20 protein-coding genes are annotated in these 20,007 nt (G+C 56.9%); 12 read left to right on the top strand and 8 right to left on the bottom strand.

Annotated features, from left to right (window positions below):
- Positions 1-32 precede the first annotated feature (32 nt).
- Positions 33-1,538 (top strand): M48 family metalloprotease, encoded by a 1,506-nt coding sequence (locus KHU29_RS19695; RefSeq protein ID WP_211454996.1) that lies wholly within the window; start codon positions 33-35, stop codon positions 1,536-1,538.
- 241 nt (positions 1,539-1,779) lie between these two features.
- Here KHU29_RS19695 and KHU29_RS19690 read toward each other — a convergent pair whose 3' ends face one another.
- From KHU29_RS19690 to KHU29_RS19670, 5 genes are all read right to left on the bottom strand, one after another.
- Positions 1,780-2,376 (bottom strand): DUF2946 family protein, encoded by a 597-nt coding sequence (locus KHU29_RS19690; protein ID WP_211454994.1) that lies wholly within the window; start codon positions 2,374-2,376, stop codon positions 1,780-1,782.
- A 4-nt stretch (positions 2,377-2,380) separates the two neighbouring features.
- Positions 2,381-3,352 carry a YheT family hydrolase gene (locus KHU29_RS19685; protein ID WP_211454992.1) on the bottom strand — a complete coding sequence of 324 codons (972 nt, stop codon included), beginning with the start codon at positions 3,350-3,352 and terminating at the stop codon, positions 2,381-2,383.
- A gap of 50 nt (positions 3,353-3,402) precedes the next feature.
- The gene (locus KHU29_RS19680; protein ID WP_211454990.1) at positions 3,403-3,834 is read right to left on the bottom strand and encodes a YybH family protein; all 432 of its coding nucleotides are present in this window, start codon (positions 3,832-3,834) and stop codon (positions 3,403-3,405) included.
- A 95-nt stretch (positions 3,835-3,929) separates the two neighbouring features.
- On the bottom strand, positions 3,930-4,142 hold the full coding sequence (locus tag KHU29_RS19675; RefSeq protein ID WP_211454988.1) for a zinc-finger domain-containing protein: 213 nt from the start codon (positions 4,140-4,142) through the stop codon (positions 3,930-3,932).
- Positions 4,143-4,197: 55 nt separating this feature from the next.
- Positions 4,198-5,124, bottom strand: a complete 927-nt coding sequence (locus KHU29_RS19670) for a branched-chain amino acid transaminase (protein WP_211454985.1) — start codon at positions 5,122-5,124, stop codon at positions 4,198-4,200.
- Positions 5,125-5,394: 270 nt separating this feature from the next.
- Here KHU29_RS19670 and KHU29_RS19665 point away from each other — a divergent pair, with 270 nt between their 5' ends.
- The 9 genes from KHU29_RS19665 (at position 5,395) to msrA (ending at position 15,088) form a co-directional block, all read left to right on the top strand.
- Positions 5,395-6,585, top strand: a complete 1,191-nt coding sequence (locus KHU29_RS19665; RefSeq protein ID WP_211454983.1) for a phosphoglycerate kinase — start codon at positions 5,395-5,397, stop codon at positions 6,583-6,585.
- A gap of 247 nt (positions 6,586-6,832) precedes the next feature.
- Complete coding sequence (pyk, locus tag KHU29_RS19660) at positions 6,833-8,266, top strand: pyruvate kinase (RefSeq protein ID WP_211454981.1); 1,434 nt, start codon at positions 6,833-6,835, stop codon at positions 8,264-8,266.
- A 163-nt stretch (positions 8,267-8,429) separates the two neighbouring features.
- Complete coding sequence (gene fba, locus KHU29_RS19655) at positions 8,430-9,494, top strand: class II fructose-bisphosphate aldolase (protein WP_092355129.1); 1,065 nt, start codon at positions 8,430-8,432, stop codon at positions 9,492-9,494.
- A 235-nt stretch (positions 9,495-9,729) separates the two neighbouring features.
- The gene (locus tag KHU29_RS19650; protein ID WP_211454979.1) at positions 9,730-10,626 is read left to right on the top strand and encodes a phosphoribosylaminoimidazolesuccinocarboxamide synthase; all 897 of its coding nucleotides are present in this window, start codon (positions 9,730-9,732) and stop codon (positions 10,624-10,626) included.
- A complete protein-coding gene (gene purE, locus KHU29_RS19645) occupies positions 10,626-11,135 on the top strand; it encodes a 5-(carboxyamino)imidazole ribonucleotide mutase (RefSeq protein WP_425514498.1) in 510 nt (169 codons plus the stop codon). The genes KHU29_RS19650 and purE overlap by 1 nt, the downstream gene beginning before the upstream one ends.
- 5 nt (positions 11,136-11,140) lie before the next feature.
- Positions 11,141-12,337, top strand: coding sequence for a 5-(carboxyamino)imidazole ribonucleotide synthase (locus KHU29_RS19640; protein ID WP_211454975.1), 1,197 nt, complete (start codon positions 11,141-11,143; stop codon positions 12,335-12,337).
- 12 nt (positions 12,338-12,349) lie between these two features.
- Positions 12,350-13,384 carry an L-threonylcarbamoyladenylate synthase gene (locus KHU29_RS19635; RefSeq protein ID WP_211454973.1) on the top strand — a complete coding sequence of 345 codons (1,035 nt, stop codon included), beginning with the start codon at positions 12,350-12,352 and terminating at the stop codon, positions 13,382-13,384.
- A 276-nt stretch (positions 13,385-13,660) separates the two neighbouring features.
- Positions 13,661-14,377 (top strand): OmpW/AlkL family protein, encoded by a 717-nt coding sequence (locus KHU29_RS19630; protein ID WP_211454971.1) that lies wholly within the window; start codon positions 13,661-13,663, stop codon positions 14,375-14,377.
- 177 nt (positions 14,378-14,554) lie between these two features.
- Positions 14,555-15,088: a peptide-methionine (S)-S-oxide reductase MsrA gene (gene msrA, locus KHU29_RS19625; protein WP_211454969.1), complete on the top strand. Its 534-nt coding sequence runs from the start codon at positions 14,555-14,557 to the stop codon at positions 15,086-15,088.
- 76 nt (positions 15,089-15,164) lie between these two features.
- On the opposite strand, the gene KHU29_RS19620 is transcribed toward msrA, so the two are convergent.
- The 3 genes from KHU29_RS19620 to KHU29_RS19610 all read right to left on the bottom strand — a co-directional run bounded on the left by KHU29_RS19620 (position 15,165) and on the right by KHU29_RS19610 (position 17,707).
- Positions 15,165-16,376 (bottom strand): class I SAM-dependent methyltransferase, encoded by a 1,212-nt coding sequence (locus tag KHU29_RS19620; RefSeq protein WP_211454968.1) that lies wholly within the window; start codon positions 16,374-16,376, stop codon positions 15,165-15,167.
- A 96-nt stretch (positions 16,377-16,472) separates the two neighbouring features.
- Complete coding sequence (gene pdxH / locus KHU29_RS19615; RefSeq protein WP_211454967.1) at positions 16,473-17,162, bottom strand: pyridoxamine 5'-phosphate oxidase; 690 nt, start codon at positions 17,160-17,162, stop codon at positions 16,473-16,475.
- Positions 17,159-17,707: a hemerythrin domain-containing protein gene (locus KHU29_RS19610; RefSeq protein WP_211454962.1), complete on the bottom strand. Its 549-nt coding sequence runs from the start codon at positions 17,705-17,707 to the stop codon at positions 17,159-17,161. The genes pdxH and KHU29_RS19610 overlap by 4 nt, the downstream gene beginning before the upstream one ends.
- Positions 17,708-17,920: 213 nt before the next feature.
- Here KHU29_RS19610 and tcdA point away from each other — a divergent pair, with 213 nt between their 5' ends.
- Both tcdA and KHU29_RS19600 read left to right on the top strand, forming a co-directional pair.
- The gene (gene tcdA / locus KHU29_RS19605) at positions 17,921-18,805 is read left to right on the top strand and encodes a tRNA cyclic N6-threonylcarbamoyladenosine(37) synthase TcdA (protein WP_211455029.1); all 885 of its coding nucleotides are present in this window, start codon (positions 17,921-17,923) and stop codon (positions 18,803-18,805) included.
- A 316-nt stretch (positions 18,806-19,121) separates the two neighbouring features.
- Positions 19,122-19,826 (top strand): MgtC/SapB family protein, encoded by a 705-nt coding sequence (locus tag KHU29_RS19600; RefSeq protein ID WP_092355103.1) that lies wholly within the window; start codon positions 19,122-19,124, stop codon positions 19,824-19,826.
- Positions 19,827-20,007 lie beyond the last annotated feature (181 nt).

Below are 20,007 nucleotides of genomic sequence, written 5' to 3'. Positions count from 1 at the left end.
AGCATCGTGATTTTGACACTATCCAGTATTCAATGAATCGATTATCGCCATTCCCACAACGATTATTGCTCACTGCGCTCATCAGCGCTTGCTGCGCATTGCCGATGGCGCCGGCATTTGCAGTACAAAACCTGCCGACCCTGGGTGATACCTCACGCGAATCACTATCGCCAATAATGGAGCGCAAGCTCGGCGAAGAAATCATGCACGATATCCGGCGCGATCCTGATTACATGAACGATGCCCCGCTGCTGGAATACCTGAACAACTTCGGCTGGACCCTGGTCGCAGCGAGGCCGGAAGTACGCGGCGAGGCGGGATTCGATTTTTTCTTCTTTGCGGTGCGCGATCCGGTCTTGAATGCATTTGCGTTGCCGGGCGGCTTCATCGGCGTGCATTCCGGCTTGCTGCTGGCGGCACAAAGCGAATCGGAATTGGCGTCAGTCCTGGCGCATGAAATCGGCCACGTGGCGCAGCGGCATATAGCGCGCATGGTGGGTAGCCAGAAGCAGGATTCGATGATCGCGCTGGCTGCCATGTTGCTGGGGGCGCTGGCGATGCGCGGTAGCGGCGACGCTGGCGCGGCGGTGATGATGGGCGGTACTGGCCTGGCGATGCAGCGGCAATTGAATTTCAGCCGCGATGCGGAGCGCGAGGCGGATCGTATCGGGCTGTCGATTCTGGATGCGGGCGGCTTCGAGACCAGCGGTATGGTGGCTTTTTTCGGGCGCTTGCAAACTGCTTCCCGCAATTATTCGGATGTGGTTCCGCCGTATCTGCTGACGCATCCGCTGACCACCGAACGGATTGCCGACATCGAGGCGCGGATCCGTGAACAGCGTTACCGGCAGCGGGCCGATAGCCTGGATTTTCAATTGATTCGAGCTCGCGTGCGGGTGCTGCAGGATGATACCGAGCAGGGCCGGCGTAATGCACAGATCGTTTTTGATACGCAGCTGCAGCAGAATACCAAGCAGCAAATCGTTGCGGCTAAATATGGCATGGCTTTCCTGGCGTTCAGGCAGCGGGCTTATGACAAGGCTGAGGATTTGCTGCAGCAGGCTGTGGCGGCGGCATCGCCGGCGAAGCAGAGCCTGGTGCTGACGGATCTCGGTGTGGAGATCATGCTGGCGACTAATCGCGAAGGCGAGGCGTTGAAGATGGTGCAGCAAGCGCAGCTGCAGTATCCGTTGTCACGCGGGTTGGCGCATCAGTATGCCCGGGTGCTGATTGCTGCTAAGCGTTTGGATGACGCTACTAAATATTTGCGTGAGCAGGCGCAGTTGTACCGGCAAGATGCCGATGTGCAAGATTTGCTGGCTAAGGCTTATTCGGCGCAGGGCAAGCGGGCGTTGCAGCATATGGCTTTGGCGGAGTCTTATGTGTTGACGGGGAGTGTGCCGGCGGCATTGGATCAGTTACGGATTGCGCGTGACTCGGCTGATGCGGGGTTTTATGATCAGTCCATGATCGATGCGCGGGAGAGGGAGTTGCAGGAGCGGTGGAAGGAAGAGTTGAAGGCTTCTAAGGAGCGTTAGTGCTGGGGTGTTTGCTTCGTGGTCCGTTAAATAGGGTCAGGGTCAGACTCTAATGCTGTTCAGCTGAGACGCCAGAGATATCTCCCTCATGCGTCGTTCCCGCGAACGCGGGAATCCATTTTCATTGTTTCACTCGGTAATTTGGATCCCCGCGTTCGCGGGGATGACGGAGCCGCCGTGGCGGCTGGCCACGTCATATCACTTAACTGAACGGCATTGGGGTCAGACTGACCCTATTTAACTATGCCTGGCGGGGTTTTTGTATGAAACCGAAATGGGTTGGGATGTTTTCCGTGGCGATATGCGAGACGGTTAATACCACCCCTGTTTTTTGCCACGTCAGGATTTGACTCTTTGATGGGTTTGCCATCCATTCCAGTAGTGCTTCATCGCTGGCGATTTTTCCATCTATGCGTAGGTCGGCCAGGCATTGCGCCAGGTCGCGATCGTCGATTGCGGCTACCTGGTTGGGGGCGATCAGCAGCAACCGGCCTTGTTCGGTCAGCATGACGGATTCGATTGCCGTCATCGGCTCGCCGGTCTGCAAGACGAAACCTTGGACCGGATCGGTATGGGCGATGTAGGGTGTCAGCTCCAGATCGACATATACGCGTTGCGGGCCATTCTGGAAGTACCAGCAGCCTTGTTCGTCCGCGCTGTAATTGCGATTGATAAAGCCGACCAGCGCCGTGTGCATGATCTTGTCGCCGGGCAGGTTCTGGCGCTGCGTCTGTTCATCGCGCATGCGCCAGGCGCCGCGTGCGTCCAGTCCCAGCCAGCCGTGGCAGTGGGGGACGTTGGGCCATTTCTGCATGGCTTGGGCGACGACTTGATCCATCTTCTTAATTACCTTGCAAAAAACGTAGCATGCGCTGCGGCAGCCAGTCGAGTCGGCCGGGCGGGCCGCCGATGGCGAATCCTACGTGACCGCCTTGCTCAGGATACTCGAGGGTGACGCTGGCGGCTGCCTTGGGCGGCAAATGCTGTGGCGGCAGGAACGGGTCGTTGCGGGCGTTGAGCACCAGCGCCGGTACTGTGATGTCGTTGATCACCAGCTTGGCGCTGGCGCGATGCCAGTAATCGTCGGTGTCGCGGAAACCATGCAGGGGCGCTGTGACGATGTTATCGAACTCGTACAGATCGCGTGCGCGCAGCATTTTTTCGCGATCGAACAGGCGCGGGAATTGTTGCAGCTTGTCGAGCGACTTGCTTTTCATCGTGCGCAGGAACGAGCGGGTGTAGACCATGTTGAAGCCATGCGACAGGGCGGCGCCACCGCCGGCCAGATCCAGCGGCGCGGAAATGGCGCAGGCGGCGTCGATGATTTCTGCCTGGTGCTGGGATTCGCCGAGCCAGCGCAGCAGCGCGTTGCCGCCGAGCGAAACGCCGGTCGCATAGAATTTGCCGAATTGCCGGGTGGCGCGGCTGGCGAGCAGGCGGCGTAGTATCCAGTCGACTTCTTCGGCATCGCCGGAGTGATAAAAGCGCGGCGCCTGGTTGATTTCGCCAGAGCAGCCACGGAAGTGCGGTACCGCGCCCGACCAGCCAAGCGCCGCCAGTTGCGCCATCAGGGCGCGGCTGTAGTGGCTGTCGGAGGAGCCTTCCAAGCCGTGAAACAGCACCACCAGCGGCTGCCCCGACTGGCCATCGACAAAATCGATGTCGATGAAATCGCCATCCGGCGTATCCCAGCGTTCGCGCCTGTAGGCGACCGCCGGTCTGCTGATGCAGGTGGCAGGATAAATGGTTTGCAGATGGCCGCCGGGCAGCCATAGCGGCGCAGGGTAGGAGCTGGGTGAGACGGGTGCAGGCATACTATCTTCTGGGTTGGATCTGTTCAATCTGTCTAATCAGTTTAATCTGTTTAGTGCAACGTAGTGCTGGATACGGCTTCTTCCGGCGCTGCGCCCGGCGCCACCGAGGCGTGGTGCAGCACGATGCGCCAGCCGCGCGGCGTCTTCATATAGATATTGGTCGCCAGGATATGCATTTCGCGATCGGCGTCGCTGGCCTGGTGCAACTCTTCCACCAGGTTATGAATGCTGGTCGACAGATTATGCGTCACATGCAGCTGGCGCGCACGGATATGCACGCCGCCGCGCTCGAACAAGCTTTCGAAGGCGCTCCGGATTGCTGCATGTCCGTGCAGCCTGGGCGCATTCGGATGGATGCAGACGATTTCGTCGTCATCGGCCCATAGCGTCATCATCGCTTCGATATCGGCTCGGCTCATGGCGTCGTAAAAAGCGGTTTCGGTTTCTTCGGCTGAACCGTGCATGAATTTGGCATGTGGCATAGGGGCTCCGTGTTCAAACAGTTTGATCGGCTATCGCAATGCTTTTCCGTCATCAAAAAAGGGAGCCGAGCTCCCTTTTGTTTCGATCATTTCGATCAATGTCCTTTAACCACGGCGCCCGGTTTCAACCGGTATTGCGTGCCGCAGTAAGGGCATTTGGCGCTGCCGTTGCTGTCGAGATTCAGAAACACGCGAGGATGCGAAGACCAGGTCGGCATCAGCGGGTTAGGGCAATGCGCCGGTAAATCCTTGCCGTCTAGTTCAACCGGGGCTTGAGTCGTCGTTGTTGCATTTGCTGCTGTATTCATTTGCTTCTCCAAATTTACCTGTATTTACTTGTACTTAATTTGCGTTGAGGCTGGCTTATTTTCCGACCACGGTAAGCCAGTGTTGATATTTAGGCGATTTGCCTGCCACCACATCGAAAAACATCGACTGCAGTTTTTCGGTGATCGGGCCGCGCTTGCCTTCGCCTATGGTGCGGTTATCGAGTTCGCGGATCGGCGTGATTTCTGCGGCGGTGCCGGTAAAAAAGGCTTCATCGCTGCAATACACTTCGTCGCGAGTGATGCGCTTCTCGATGACTTCGATACCGCTGTCGCGCGCCATGGTCAGCACCGCATCGCGGGTGATGCCGTCCAGGCAGGACGCCAGGTCAGGCGTATAGATCTTGCCGTTCCTGACGATAAACACGTTTTCGCCGGAACCTTCCGAGACGTAGCCGTCGGTGTCCAGCAGCAAAGCTTCGTCGTAACCGTCGGTCAATGCTTCCTGGTTAGCCAGGATCGAGTTGATGTAATAACCGCTGGCTTTGGCACGCACCAGAGACACGTTGACGTGATGGCGGCTGAAGGATGAAGTCTTGACGCGTATCCCTTTGGCCAGCCCGTCTTCACCCAGGTAGGCGCCCCAGGGCCAGGCGGCAATCGCGACGTGGATGGTGTTGCCTTTGGCGGCGATGCCGAGTTTTTCCGAACCGATCCAGATCAGCGGCCGCATATAGCAGGATTCCAGCTTGTTTTCGCGAACCACCTGGATTTGCGCATCGATCAGGGTTTGCAGATCGTAGGGCACGTGCATCTGGAAAATCTTGGCTGAATTCAGCAAACGCTGGGTATGCTCCTTCAGGCGGAAAATCGCTGGGCCTTTGTCCGTCTCATAGGCGCGCACGCCCTCGAAAACCGCCATGCCGTAGTGCAGCGAATGCGTCAGGACATGGATATTGGCGTCACGCCAGTCAATCAGTTTGCCGTCTTTCCAAATCTTGCCGTCGCGGTCATCCATGGACATGTTCAAATCTCCCGTTTTAAATAAGATGGGTTCAAGACCCCCCGTCATCCTCGCGAATGCGTGCACCTTGGTGCCCGCGTACGCGGGAACGACGCTGCCAGGTTTTAAGGTGCGTAAATTGACATTTTAACGGATTCAATCAGGCTTACTCTGTAGAATATTGGTTTCGGAGTGTGTCCTTTGTGGACAGCTATGTGCGCAAAACCGTGTTTCGACAGAGGCTGCTGGAGTAAAATAGCGGCTTTTCCCCACTAGTATTGTCTGATCGACATGAAATTCAATCGACTAAGCGACTTGATCGCGCAAGACCAGCTGCAAGGCCAGCGCGTGTTTATCCGTGCCGACCTCAATGTACCGCAAGATGCTGCGGGCAATATTACTGAAGATACGCGCGTGCGCGCTTCGGTGCCGGCGATTCGCCAGGCACTCGATGCGGGGGCGGCGGTGATGGTGACTTCGCATCTGGGGCGTCCGACCGAAGGCGAATTCAAGCCGGAAGATTCGCTGGCGCCTATCGCCAAACGCCTGGCGGAATTGCTGGGCCAGCCGGTTGAGCTGCGCCAAAACTGGACCGACGGCGTGGAAGTGAAGCCGGGCCAGGTGGTATTGCTGGAAAATTGCCGCGTCAACAAGGGCGAGAAAAAGAATAGCGACGAGTTGGCGCAAAAGATCGCCAAGCTCTGCGATATCTACGTCAACGACGCTTTCGGTACCGCTCACCGGGCCGAAGCTACTACCCACGGCATCGCCAAATTTGCGCCGGTTGCGTGTGCCGGTCCTTTGCTGGCTGCTGAACTGGATGCTTTGGGCAAAGCCCTGAACCAGCCGGCGCGGCCGCTGGTGGCAATCGTCGCCGGCTCGAAAGTGTCGAGCAAGCTGACTATATTGAAAGCGCTGGCCGACAAGGTCGATAATCTGATCGTCGGCGGCGGCATTGCCAATACTTTCTTGTTGGCAAGCGGCTTGAAAATCGGCAAATCATTGGCGGAACCAGACCTGGTTGAGGAAGCCAAAGCTATTATCGAGATGATGGCCAAACGCGGCGCCTCGGTGCCGATTCCGGTGGATGTGGTGTGCGCCAAGGAATTTTCACCTACCGCGGCTGCGCAGATCAAGGATGTCGGCGATGTTGCTGACGATGACCTGATCCTGGACATTGGTCCGAAGACTGCAGCGACGCTGGCAGCCCAAATCGGCCAGGCCGGCACCGTGGTCTGGAATGGCCCGGTCGGCGTGTTCGAATTCGACCAGTTCGGCGAAGGCACCAAAACCCTGGCGCTGGCGATTGCCAACTCCAAAGCCTTCTCGATTGCCGGTGGCGGCGATACGCTGGCGGCCATTGCAAAATACAAGATTACCGACAAGATCGGCTATATCTCCACTGGCGGCGGCGCTTTCCTGGAATTTTTGGAAGGCAAGACCTTGCCGGCGGTTGAGATTTTGTTGCAACGCGCTAGTTAACTAAAGGGATATCGGGGAACTTTGTCATCCCCGCGAACGCGGTCACCAAGGCGGGGAATCCATGTTGCAGCCTAAAATGGATTCCCGCGTTCGCGGGAATGACGGGGTCGCCTAGACGGGGTCGCCTAGACGGGGTCGCCTAGACGGGGTCGCCGAGACGGGGTCGCCGAGACGGGGTCGCCAAGACGGGGTCGCCTAGACGAGGTCCCCGAGACGCTTATATTCATGCTGTACTGAAAGGTTGTCCATGCAAAGAGCTACCAAGATCGTCGCCACTATCGGACCTGCATCCAGCGATGCGGACACGCTGGCGCGGATGTTCGTCGCCGGTGTCGATGTGGTGCGCCTGAATTTTTCGCATGGCAAGGCGCAGGACCATATCGATCGCGCCAAGCTGGTGCGTGAAGTGGCTGCGGCGTGCGGCAAGCAAGTCGCGATCATGGCGGATTTGCAGGGACCGAAGATCCGGGTCGGCAAGTTCGAGCAAGGCAAGATCGAGTTGAAGAATGGTGAAAAATTCATTCTCGACGCCGATTGCGCCATGGGCAGCCAGGAACGCGTCGGTCTCGACTACAAGGCCTTGCCGCGTGACTTGAAACCGGCTGACGTATTGTTGCTCAACGATGGATTGATCGTGTTGGTCGTCGAAAGAATCCTCGGCAATGAAATCCATACCATCGTCAAGATCGGCGGCGAACTGTCCAACAACAAGGGCATCAATCGTCAGGGCGGCGGCTTGACCGCGCCGGCGCTGACCTCCAAGGACATGGACGACATCAAGACCGCCATGAGTTTCCGGGCCGACTACGTTGCAGTGTCGTTCCCGAAGAACGCCACCGATATGGAAATGGCGCGGCAATTGTGCAATGTGGCCGGCGAACCCTACGATCACAAGCCGATGATGATCGCCAAGATCGAACGGGCCGAAGCGATCCCGGTATTGCAAGAAATCCTCGACGCCTCCGACGGCATCATGGTTGCCCGCGGCGACCTGGCAGTCGAAGTCGGCAATGCTGCCGTACCGGCGCTGCAAAAGCGCATGATCAAGATGGCGCGCGTCTCCAACAAACTGGCGATCACCGCGACCCAGATGATGGAATCGATGATCGTCAATGCGGTACCGACCCGCGCCGAAGTGTCAGATGTCGCCAACGCCGTGCTGGATGGCACTGACGCCGTGATGACTTCCGCCGAAACCGCTTCCGGTAAATATCCGGTAGAGACGGTGGAAGCGATGTCGGCGATTTGCCTGGAAGCCGAGAAGTCGGAAGACTGCAAGCTTGACGCCGATTTCCTGAATGTCCGTTTTACCCGTGTCGACCAGTCGATTGCCTACGGTGCTTTGTTTACCGCTCACCATCTGCGCGTCAAGGCGATTGCCGCGTTGACCGAGTCTGGTTCTACCGCACTCTGGATGAGCCGCCACAACATCGATATCCCTATTTTTGCCATCACCCCGAGCGTCGCCACCCAGCGTAAAGCTGCCTTGTACCGTAACGTCCAGACTTTCGAGCTGGCCAAATCGAACGACCGCGAAGCGGTGTTGATGGCCGCGCAGAATTTATTGCTGGCCAAGGGTGTGGTACAACTGGGCGATCTGGTGGTGGTGACGTGGGGTGAGCCGATGGGACAAATCGGCGGCACCAACGCACTCAAGATCATGAAGATCGGTGAGTATTAATGCTTAAACGAGCCGTTCAACGCAGCGTCATCCCCGCGTACGCGGGCACCAAGGTGGGGAATCCAGGTTACGGCATTGGCGCGATAACTAAGGTGGATTCCCGCGTGCGCGGGAATGACGCAGTAAAAGGTATCACAACAGATTTTTATTATCGGAGTACAACATGCCTCTAGTATCCATGCGTCAATTGTTGGACCACGCAGCTGAAAATAGCTATGGCCTGCCTGCTTTCAACGTCAACAATCTGGAACAAGTCACTGCCATCATGCAAGCGGCCGATGAAGTCGGCGCGCCGGTCATCATGCAGGCTTCGGCCGGTGCCCGCAAATATGCCGGTGAAGCGTTTTTGCGCCACCTGATTGAAGCAGCAGTAGAAGCCTTCCCGCACATCCCGGTGGTGATGCATCAGGATCACGGCCAGTCGCCAGCGGTATGTATGGCGGCGATCAAGTCCGGCTTCACTTCGGTGATGATGGACGGTTCGCTGATGGAAGACGGTAAATCGGTTGCCAGCTACGAATACAACGTTGAAGTGTCGCGCAAAGTGGTGGAGTTCTCGCACGCTATCGGCGTCACCGTGGAAGCTGAACTGGGCGTGCTCGGTTCGCTGGAAACCATGATGGGCGACAAGGAAGACGGCCACGGCGCGGATGGCAAGATGACGCGTGAACAGTTGTTGACCGATGTCTCGCAAGCTGCCGATTTCGTCAAGCTGACCCAGTGCGATGCGCTGGCGATTGCGATCGGCACTTCGCACGGCGCTTACAAGTTCTCGCGCAAGCCAACCGGCGATATCCTGGCGATCGAACGCATCAAGGAAATCCACACCCGCATTCCAAACACTCATCTGGTGATGCACGGTTCGTCATCGGTGCCACAGGAATTGCTGGCGGAAATCCGCGAATTCGGCGGCGACATGAAAGAAACCTACGGCGTGCCGGTGGAAGAAATCCAGGAAGGGATTCGCCATGGCGTGCGCAAGATCAATATCGATACCGATATCCGCCTGGCAATGACTGGTGCGATCCGCCGCTATCTGATCGAGAATCCAAGCAAGTTCGATCCGCGCGATTACCTCAAGCCGGCACGCGAAGCGGCCAAGGCAGTCGTGAAAGCCCGTTTCCTGGCGTTTGGCTGCGAAGGCCAGGCCGCCAAGATCAAGCCGGTTTCGCTGGAAAAAATTGCAGAGAAATACAAGAAGGGCGAGCTGGCGCAGATCGTCCAGTAATCAACAGATAGGACCGCATAGGTAATTTTAAAATTAGCGTCTCGGCGACCCCGTCATTCCCGCGAACGCGGGAATCCACTTTTGTACTTAACATGGATCCCCGCGTTCGCGGGGACGACGCTGCTGATAATGTAGCTATGCCGGATTACTTCGATAGATGTCGCAATAATTTACCAGCTTTGGGGATGGTGTATCAGCCATCCTGCAAGCTGGTTTTCTGACTTATGGAATAACCATGACAAGCCTCTACCAATCCACCATCACCTCCCTGCCGTTGCTCGGCCGCGGCAAGGTGCGCGAAAACTATGCCGTCGGTGAAGACAAGATCCTGATCGTTACTTCGGATCGCCTGTCGGCCTTCGACGTCATCATGAATCAGCCGATTCCGGGCAAAGGCAAGGTCTTGAACCGCATGTCCGATTTCTGGTTCGACAAGCTGGCGGCGATTGTGCCTAACCATCTGACCGGGATCGCGCCGGAATCGGTGGTGGCGGCGGATGAAGTCGAACAGGTGCGTGGCCGCGCGGTGGTGGCGAAACGCCTGCAGCCGATCATGGTCGAGGCGGTGGTGCGTGGTTACATCATCGGCTCGGGTTGGAAGGATTATCAGGCGACCGGTGCGATCTGCGGCATTACCTTGCCGGCAGGTTTGCAACAGGCGGCCAAGCTGGCCGAGCCGATTTTCACCCCGGCCGCCAAGGCCGAGATGGGCGAGCACGACGAGAACATCAGCTTTGCCGCCATGGAAAGCCGGATCGGCAAGGAACTGGCTGGCAAGATCCGCAGCATCAGTATCGAGCTGTACAAGACTGCCGCCGACTATGCAGCAACGCGTGGCATCATCATTGCCGACACTAAATTTGAATTCGGTCTCGACCAGGACGGCACGCTGCATTTGATGGATGAAGTGCTGACTGCCGATTCGTCGCGCTTCTGGCCAGCGTCCAGCTATCAGGTCGGCATCTCGCCGCCATCGTTCGACAAGCAGTTCGTCCGCGATTACCTGGAAACCGTCACCAGCTGGAACAAGACCGCTCCGGCGCCGACCTTGCCTGACGATGTCATCGAAAAAACCGGCGCCAAGTATCGCGAAGCGCTGTTCAGCCTGACCGGCGAAACGCTGAAGGATTGATGATGACCAAGGATACTGTGAACCAGCCGCTGATCGGCATCGTCATGGGTTCTTCTTCCGATTGGGATGTGATGCAGCACGCGGTCGCCATCCTGACCGAGTTTGGCGTGGCGCATGAGGCGCAAGTGATTTCGGCGCACCGCATGCCGGATCAGATGTTCACCTATGCTGAAACAGCGCGTGCGCGCGGTTTGCGCGCCATTATTGCCGGCGCTGGCGGCGCCGCCCATCTGCCGGGCATGATCGCCGCCAAAACCATCGTGCCGGTGCTCGGCGTACCGGTACCGTCCAAATACCTGCGCGGCGAGGATTCCCTGCTGTCGATCGTGCAGATGCCGAAGGGCATCCCGGTCGCCACTTATGCCATCGGCGAAGCCGGTGCGGCCAATGCGGCGCTGTCAGCCATCGCCATGCTGGCCACCACCGATCAGGCGCTGGCCGACAAGCTGCTGGCGTTCCGCGCCAAACAGACACAAATTGCCCTTGATATGAAATTGCCACCGGTATGAGCAGTATGCAACACGATTCCATCGATCCGATTGTTCCCACTACCACGCCGGCAACCTGGCTTGGCGTGATGGGCGGTGGCCAGCTGGGCCGCATGTTCACGCACGAGGCGCAAGCCATGGGCTACAAGGTAGCCGTGCTGGAACCTGAGCAGGATTGCCCGACCGGGCATGTCGCCGATCGCCATTTCCTGGCGGATTACAGCGACGAAGTTGCCTTGACCGAGATGGCCGGTTTGTGTGCGGCGGTCACTACCGAATTTGAAAACGTCGCCGCCGAGAGTCTGGCGATTCTGGCGCGGAACAGCTTTGTCGCTCCTGCCGCTGCCTGCGTCTCGGTCGCCCAGGATCGCATGGTGGAAAAGCGCTTCTTTACCGATTGCGCCAAGACTTCGACGGTGCTGCCTGCACCGCATCATCTGATTGCATCGGCAGCGGATATCGATAATATCCCGGCTGATTTATTGCCAGGCATCCTGAAAACGGTCCGCCTCGGTTACGACGGCAAGGGCCAAGCGCGGGTGCGCACCCTGGACGAAGTACGCCTGGCCTTTGCCGATATGAATGGCGTAGCCTGCGTGCTGGAAAAAATGCTGCCGCTGGCCTACGAAGTCTCGGTGCTGGTGGTGCGTGGCGTCGACGGCACGGCAGCGGTGTATCCGATTGCCGAAAACGTGCATCGCGACGGTATTCTGTTTACCACCACGGTGCCTGGCCCGAATGTTTGCGACGAAACCGCCAAGCGGGCCCAGCATGCAGCACTGGCCATCATCGAGCAACTCGCTTATGTCGGCGTCCTGTGCATTGAATTTTTTGTCCTGCAAGACGGTTCCCTGGTGGTCAACGAAATGGCGCCGCGTCCGCATAACAGCGGCCACTACACCATGGATGCCTGCGTCACCAGCCAGTTCGCACAGCAAGTCCGGGCGATGGCGCGCATGCCGTTGGGCGATACCCGCCAACATTCACCGGCAGTCATGCTGAATATCCTGGGCGATGTCTGGTTTGACGGCGACAGCGAACAAGCGCGCGAGCCGGCATGGGACCGGATCCTGGCCTTGCCGGCGGCGCATTTGCATTTATACGGCAAGGCGCAGGCACGCCGCGCGCGCAAAATGGGGCATATCACTTTCATCGCAGCGACCTTGGCAGAAGCCCGGCAGCAAATGGCGGCGGCCTGCGATATCCTCGGCATTGCACCGTAAATGAAGGGTTCGATGAAGGACGTAACTATCGATATGCAAGCAATCCAGCTGGCTGCACGCAAGCTGGAAGCCGGCGCATTGGTCGCGTTTCCTACTGAAACGGTGTACGGACTGGGAGCCGATGCCGAGAATGCGGCGGCGGTTGCCAGCATATATGCCGCCAAGGGACGGCCGTCCAACCATCCGGTGATCGTCCATGTGGCGCCCGAGGCGGACATCGGCTATTGGGTAGAGTCTGTGCCGCCACAGGCGCGGGCGCTGATGGCCGCTTTTTGGCCCGGGCCGCTGACAATGATCTTGCCGCGTGCAGCGCATATCCCGGACCAGGTTTCAGGTGGCCAAAATTCGATCGGTTTGCGTTGTCCTTCTCATCCGGTAGCTCAGGCGTTGTTGCGTGAGTTCAAAGGCGGCAAGGGCGGCATTGCCGGCCCATCTGCTAACAAATTCGGCCATGTCAGTCCGACTACGGCGCAGCATGTGCGCGACGAGTTCGACGCTGATGGCGATAGTCCGATCGCTTGCATATTGGATGGTGGGCAAAGCGAAGTTGGCATCGAGTCGACCATCATCGATTTATCGCGCCTCGCCTCGCATGGACCGGTGCTGTTGCGGCCCGGCCATATCAGCGCCGCACAAATCGGCGCGGTGCTGGGTGTTGCGGTACAAGCCGCCGATGCGGCTGCGCCACGCGCTTCCGGCACGCTCGAGTCGCATTATGCGCCGCGCACCCCGGTACTGCTGGTACCGCCAGAGCAGTTGACAATCACTCTGCAGCAATTGCATCAGGCCGGGCAAAGTCTGGCCCTGATCAATTATTCGGCACTCGCCGTAGAAGCGCCGCCGCTGGCCGCGCAGTCTCCGATGGCCGCCTCGCCTCAAGCCTATGCCCACGATCTTTATGCGGCACTGCGCAATATGGACCATGCGGCGGCCGACCTGATCGTGGTGGAAGCACCACCATCCGACCTCGCCTGGCAGGGAATCAATGATCGTTTGCGCCGTGCTGCGCATGATTCATCTGCCGTACTAGCGGGCTTTAAAAAATAATTTGAGGTAAAAAAGCTACAACTATAGTCAAATGATTCTAAAGCTGGCATAGTGTAAAAAAAGAATAGCACGCACGTTCTTTTTGAAAAATGTGCGTGGAACGATATCTGGCAATCGCAGGTACGCGAATTTGGTAACCGCAGTCGAATAACAGAGCGTTGTCTGGCTTAGCCTGGTCGGGCCAGATCGGTAAAGCGCCATAAATTGGGTTTGTACTGTATTCGCTGCAGGCAAAGATCCCGCTATTAATAATGAAGTGTAACTTGGAGAAGACATATGAAAAAACAATTCAAAGTATTACCAAAGCTGGCAGCCCTGTCCGTGCTGGCAGCATTTGCCGTACCCGCAATGGCGCAACAAGCAGGCGATAACCTCATCAATGCCGGCTGGGCTCACATCGGCCTGAATCAATCCAGCGAACCATTAAAGCTTGGGACCGTCACTGTTCCAAACAGTGGTGCGCATGTTTCCAACGCTGATACCCTTCTTCTGTCTTTCACGCACTTCATTACCGACAATATCGCGGTAACGGCGGATTTGGGTATTCCACCGAAATTCAAGCTCAGCGGTTCTGGCTCCCTCAACGGTTTGGGTCAGCTTGGCACGGCCACGCAATGGAGCCCGGCTCTGTTGGCCAAGTACTACTTCGGCGACGCTAACAGCCAGTTCCGTCCTTACGTCGGCGCCGGTGCTGCGTACGTATGGTATTCAAATGTCAAACTGACCAGCAGCTTGACCGGTCTTCTCGGCGGTGGTGATCCTGGTGCTTCCACCAGCGCCGATCTGAGCAGCTCTTTTGTGCCAGTCGCGAACATTGGTATGGCCTATAATTTCGACAAGAACTGGTCCGCCAACGTCTCCCTGTCTTATGTCCCGCTGAAGACCAAGGCTGATCTGTCTACTCGCCATAGCGATGGAACGACAACGCACGCCACTACTAAAATCACTCTGAATCCTTTGGTTTCGGTGCTGAGTATCGGCTACAAGTTCTAAATCGTCGAAATCGTCGAATTAGGTTTGGATTAAATGCCCTGCATAGTCAGGGCATTTTTTTGCCTGCGTGGATTGCATGTCGGTTGCATGTGACATTCTGTATATCTACGTCGACAAGTGTTAGCAGATTGCGTTAAAGTTAAAGCGTTATCAGAGGGCAACCAGTGGAGAGCAACCATGACTAAGGAAGTTGCAGTATTAGGTGGCGGGTGCTTTTGGTGCCTGGAAGCGGTTTACCAGGAAATAAAGGGCGTGGAGCATGTCGAGTCGGGGTATACCGGCGGTCATGCGGCCAATCCTAGCTATGAACAGGTATGCGAGGGTACAACTGGCCACGCCGAAGTAGTGGCGGTGACATTCGACACGGACAAGATCAGTTTTCGCGAGTTGCTGGAAATTTTCTTCACAATCCACGATCCGACCACTTTGAACCGGCAGGGCAACGACGTCGGCACCCAATATCGTTCTGCGATTTATTACCAGTCGCAGCAGCAGAAGAAAGCTGCGGAACAGGTAATTGCAGAAATGGCCAACGTCTGGGATGCACCGATCATCACCGAGTTGAGTCCTGCGGAAACCTATTACAAGGCAGAGGATTACCATCAGAATTACTTCCGCCAGCATCCTTTACAAGGCTATTGCGCATTCGTGGTCGCGCCTAAAGTGGCAAAGCTGCGGAAGATTTTTACCGAGAAGGTTATCGGCGACTGAGAGTCGGTAGCTGAGAATTTATCCACTGTTCCTGCAAGAACAGTGGATAAATGGAAATATTGATAGCCGTGGATTATTACGAAGCCTGGTAAATATAATCCCGCGACCAGGGCAATGTGCTCGCACTGCGGCCGGCTTTGCGGCAAACGACCTGGTACAGAGACATCCAGTCGCGGTCGAAGCCGTAGGAACTACCGGCCAGATAAATGCGCCAGATGCGGAAGCGGCGGTCATCGACAGCTTTTCTGACCTCATCGGCGCGCGCTTCCAGATTGTCTGCCCAGATGCCGCAAGTCTTGGCATAGTGGCGCCGCAGGTTTTCCACATCGAATACTTCGAGCCCGCCTTCCTGCATGGTTTTCAACACCAGGCCGATATGCGGCAATTCGCCATGCGGGAACACATATTTCTCGATGAATTCCCCGCCGCCGTATGGCGTTTCACCATTCTCGACGTCGGTGGTGGTGATGCCGTGATTCATCGCGATGCCATCGTCCGCCAGCAAGCTGCGGATACGCGAAAAATACATAGGCAGGTTGTTCAGGCCGACATGCTCGAACATGCCGACGCTGGTAATCCTGTCGAAGCTGCCGGTGATATCGCGATAGTCTTGCAAACGAATCTCAACCCGGTCTTCAAGGCCGGCTTGCGCAACCCTTTCCTTGGCTAATGCGTACTGATTTTCCGAGAGTGTGATGCCGACGCATTTGGCGCCGAATTTTTGCGCCGCCCGCAATACCAGGGCACCCCAGCCGCAGCCGATATCCAGCAAGGTTTGGCCCGGCTGCAACTGGATCTTGGTTAGGATATGATCGATTTTCTTGATTTGCGCGGTGGCCAGGTCTTCATCGCCATTCTCGAAATAGGCGCATGAATAGACCATGTTCTGGTCCAGCCACAGCTTGTAGAAATCATTGGAAACGTCGTAGTGATAACGAATCGCTTCGGCATCTTTTTCTTTGTTGTGGCGGAAAGTCCGGGTGATGCGGGAAAATTTGCCATCCGCTTTCAGGGTATTGGCTGCCAGTGCGTTGCCGACGGCGATGATTTCCTTGATCTTCCCTTCAACTTCGATTTTGCCTTCGACGTAGGCCTCGCCGAGATTGGCGAGGGATGGCGTCAGCAGGTAAGACAGAGCGGAGACATGCGGGACGCGTACGGTAACCTCCGGCGCCGAGTAGGTGCCAAAGTCAAACCGCTGACCGTTCCACAATTCGAGCCGCAATGGTAGCGCGGCACGGTGACGAACTTCATTAACCCAGTTTTCAAGCCTCTTTTCCCAGAACACGATTTCTCCTCCGGTTAAATACTTGTAACTTGTAACAAGCGTACCTCTTTCAAGCGTACCTCTGCCAAGCGGTCAGCGCCGACCAATAACAGTGCGTTAAGGCTGCAGGCGTTGTCGCTGCCAGTTGCCAGTTGCATCTAAGGTATACAAAATCCGGTCGTGCAAGCGAGACCGACGTCCCTGCCAAAATTCTACCGTATCCGGTAAAAGTCTGTAGCCGCCCCAATGATTTGGCCGCGGCGGGTTATCGCCAAACTTTTGTTCGGCCTTTGCGTACTCGGCTTCGAGCATATCGCGGCTGGCAATCGTCTGGCTTTGCGCCGAGGCGATCGCACCGAGCCGGCTGCGCAATGGGCGGCTGTGAAAATAAGCGTCGCTCTCGGTTTCGGAGACGCGTTCGACCCGGCCTTCGATGCGCACCTGGCGCTCCAGCGCTACCCAGTGAAACAACAGTGCGGCGTAGGGATGCTCTGACAGTTCGTGACCCTTGCGGCTGTCGAAATTGGTAAACCAGGTGAAGCCATGTTCATCGAATTGTTTGATCAGCACGATGCGCGACGACGGCCGGCCATTGCTGCCCACCGTCGCCAGGCTCATGGCATTCGGTTCCGGCACTTCTGCACGGATGGCTTCATCGAACCATTTTCCGAATTGCGTAATCGGATCGGCGGCGCTGTCTGCTTCGGACAGACTGGCCTGGCTGTAGTCGATACGGAGATCGGCGATGGATGAGGCCGATGGGACCGACGGGGCCGAGGGGATCGACGGGTTCCTGGTCTGGCTCATGCTGAAATGCCTCGACGTTGCTGCATTGCTGCTCCGAGCTGTTGCATCTGCTGCGGATTGAAAATCCGCTTTGCCATGGGTGCGATCCAGGTTTCCTCCTTTTCCATATGGGCAGAGTAGATGGTGGAAAATTGCTGGACCTCTTGCGGCGACAGCTGCGTTTCCGGCGTTGCCGCGCCGCCGTCGGCGATATGCGCCAATTGCCGGTTCAGGGAATGCCAGAGGCTATCCATCTGTTGATGCTCTGCCAGGATTTCGGGCGTCAATTTTTGCAGCACGGCGGCATCTTCCCCGGTCGCTGTGGCGCGCAACATCGGCAGCAGGTCGTGTTCCTCATCGGCATGATGATGCGGGGCGGCTTGATTGAAATAGCGCATGACGCTGTGGGCTGCTTGCTGTGCCTGGGCATCGTTGCCGTGTTGCGGCACATGGTCGAGCAAATTCTGCAGCGTGGTTAGCTGTTTGCGTATCCGGTCGTGGCAGTGCTTGAGGACGGCTATCGGCTGGCTGAAATCTGGCGCGGTGTCTATCAGGGCGTTCGGCATGGTGATGTATCTCGTGGGGGAAACTGGGCGCTCGCGGCGGGTAGGTGTTTATTTGATAATATATCGAGTGGTAGCGACAAATATCGATATAACCATATTAAAACACTTCAAAATAATTCCGTCTTGCAGAGCCGGTAAAATAGCGTCAATAGCGATATCCGGCCGTTCTTGGATATTTTGGTAATTGCCCGTATGTCTTTTTTGCTCCCGATCATGCCTTCATCTGTCGTATCAAGCGCTTCCGGCGCATCTGCTCCTGTCATCGACCTCGAAGAGGTTGACTTCGACCGGCGTTTTGGCGGTATCGCCCGCCTGTATGGCGCGGCCGCTCTGGCGCGTTTCCTGCAAGCGCATGTCTGCGTGATCGGGGTTGGCGGTGTCGGTTCGTGGGCGATCGAGGCATTGGCGCGCAGCGCGATCGGCAATCTGACCATGATCGACCTGGATAACCTGGCCGAATCTAATATCAACCGTCAGATCCATGCGTTGACCGATACGCTCGGCCAGGCCAAGGTAAGTGCGCTGGCCGCGCGTATTGCCCAGATCAATCCGTACTGCCATGTCACTGAGGTGGAGGATTTCATCACTGCTGACAATTTGCCCGAAATGATTGGCGAAGGGCGTTACGACTATGTGATCGACGCCATCGATAACGTGCGCGCCAAAGCAGCCTTGATCGCCTATTGCCGCGACAAGGGCATTCGGCTGATCACGATTGGCAGCGCCGGTGGGCAGGTTGATCCGACCTGCATTGAAGTGCGCGATCTTGCCAAGACCGAACAAGAACCGCTGCTGGCGAAGGTGCGCAAGCGCCTGCGTTCCGAGTACCGGTTTCCGCGCGGCGATAAAGTACGCTTCGGCATCGATGCCGTGTTTTCTACCGAGCCGTTAAGTATGCCGCTTAGCGAAGAAGTGTGCGCGATCGATGCCGACGCCGCGCCTGGCGTTACCGGCCTGAATTGCGCCGGTTACGGTTCGGCGGTGGTGGTGACCGCGACCTTCGGCCTGGTGGCAGCCGGCCATGTCATGCGCAAGCTGGCGGCGGATGTGGCAGCGAATGTGTCAGCGAATGTGGCAAAGACGCCGGCCATTACTTGACTTGCCCATGGTGTCTAAATAGAATCGCGTGGACTATCTTTGTAGGAGATCCGGTTTTGGACAGTTGTACCAGTACCTGTGGATGGGCGCGCAGCCCGACGCAATTCGCCTGCTTTTAGTCGACCATAACTACAGCCGGTGAATTGACACGCTGTAGTATCCCGGGCGATCTCGCATCGCCGCCCTGTGCCCAATATATATACCCCATCCATTCGTTTGTTTGATTTGCCAGCTGATCTTCAGTCTCTGAAGCAGCGATGCGCACTCATGGAATGCCGCCAGCTGGCCTGGCGATGCACATAGAAAGGTAGTGAAGATGGATTGGAAAATATTTACCTTGCGAGTCTTGCTCGCCTTGACCTTAGGTTCGCTGATTGGCGCAGAGCGTCAAATGCGCCAGCGCATGGCGGGTTTGCGGACTAATGCCCTGGTATCGATCGGCGCGGCGCTGTTTGTCATGGTGTCGGCATTCGAATCGGATCCGCAAGGCGCGACCCGGATTGCCTCTTATGTAGTGTCCGGTATCGGTTTCCTCGGCGCCGGCGTCATCATGCGCGAAGGGATTAACGTGCGTGGACTCAATACCGCTGCGACTTTATGGTGTTCTGCTGCGGTCGGGGTGCTGTGCGGGCTTGGCCATGCGCTGGAAGCTGCCATCGGCGCTGCGGCAATTCTGGGCGCCAATGTACTGTTGCGAGGCGTCTCCCATATGATCAATCGCCAGGATCTGCATAGCGCGACTGAAATCGAGCAGGTATATCGCCTCTCTGTAGTATGCCGGCCTGAAGATGAAGTACAGGTGCGGACCTTGATGCTGCATATGCTCAATGGCATGCCGCACCTGGTTGTGCAGTCGCTGCATAGCGAGGACCTGGCTTCCGGTACCCAGCTGGAAGTACGTGCGGACTTGATTACTTCACCTAGCAATCATTTGCAGCTGGAGCAGATAGTCAGCCGGGTCAGCCTGGAGAAGGGCGTCAGCGCTGCCCGCTGGGCTGTATTGAACTCTGTCGATGTGTAATAAGTAGGGATGTTAGTTAGTACTGTTAGTAAGTAAGGAATTGGAGAAAAGAAGTAAATCGAAATATTTTTAACAAAGTACTTGCGGGGATGTGAGAGGGTTGCTATAGTTCGCCTCCCGTTGAGAACGACGCGAAAGAAGCGAAGCAGCTGAGAGGTAAATAGGCTGTTTTTGCGGGCGG

It is taken from the genome of Collimonas antrihumi, from assembly GCF_018304965.1.
GTDB classification, from domain to species: Bacteria; Pseudomonadota; Gammaproteobacteria; order Burkholderiales; family Burkholderiaceae_D; genus Collimonas; species Collimonas antrihumi.
Note: the sequence above shows the minus strand (reverse complement) of the source record. Positions and strands in the feature narration are given on the sequence as shown.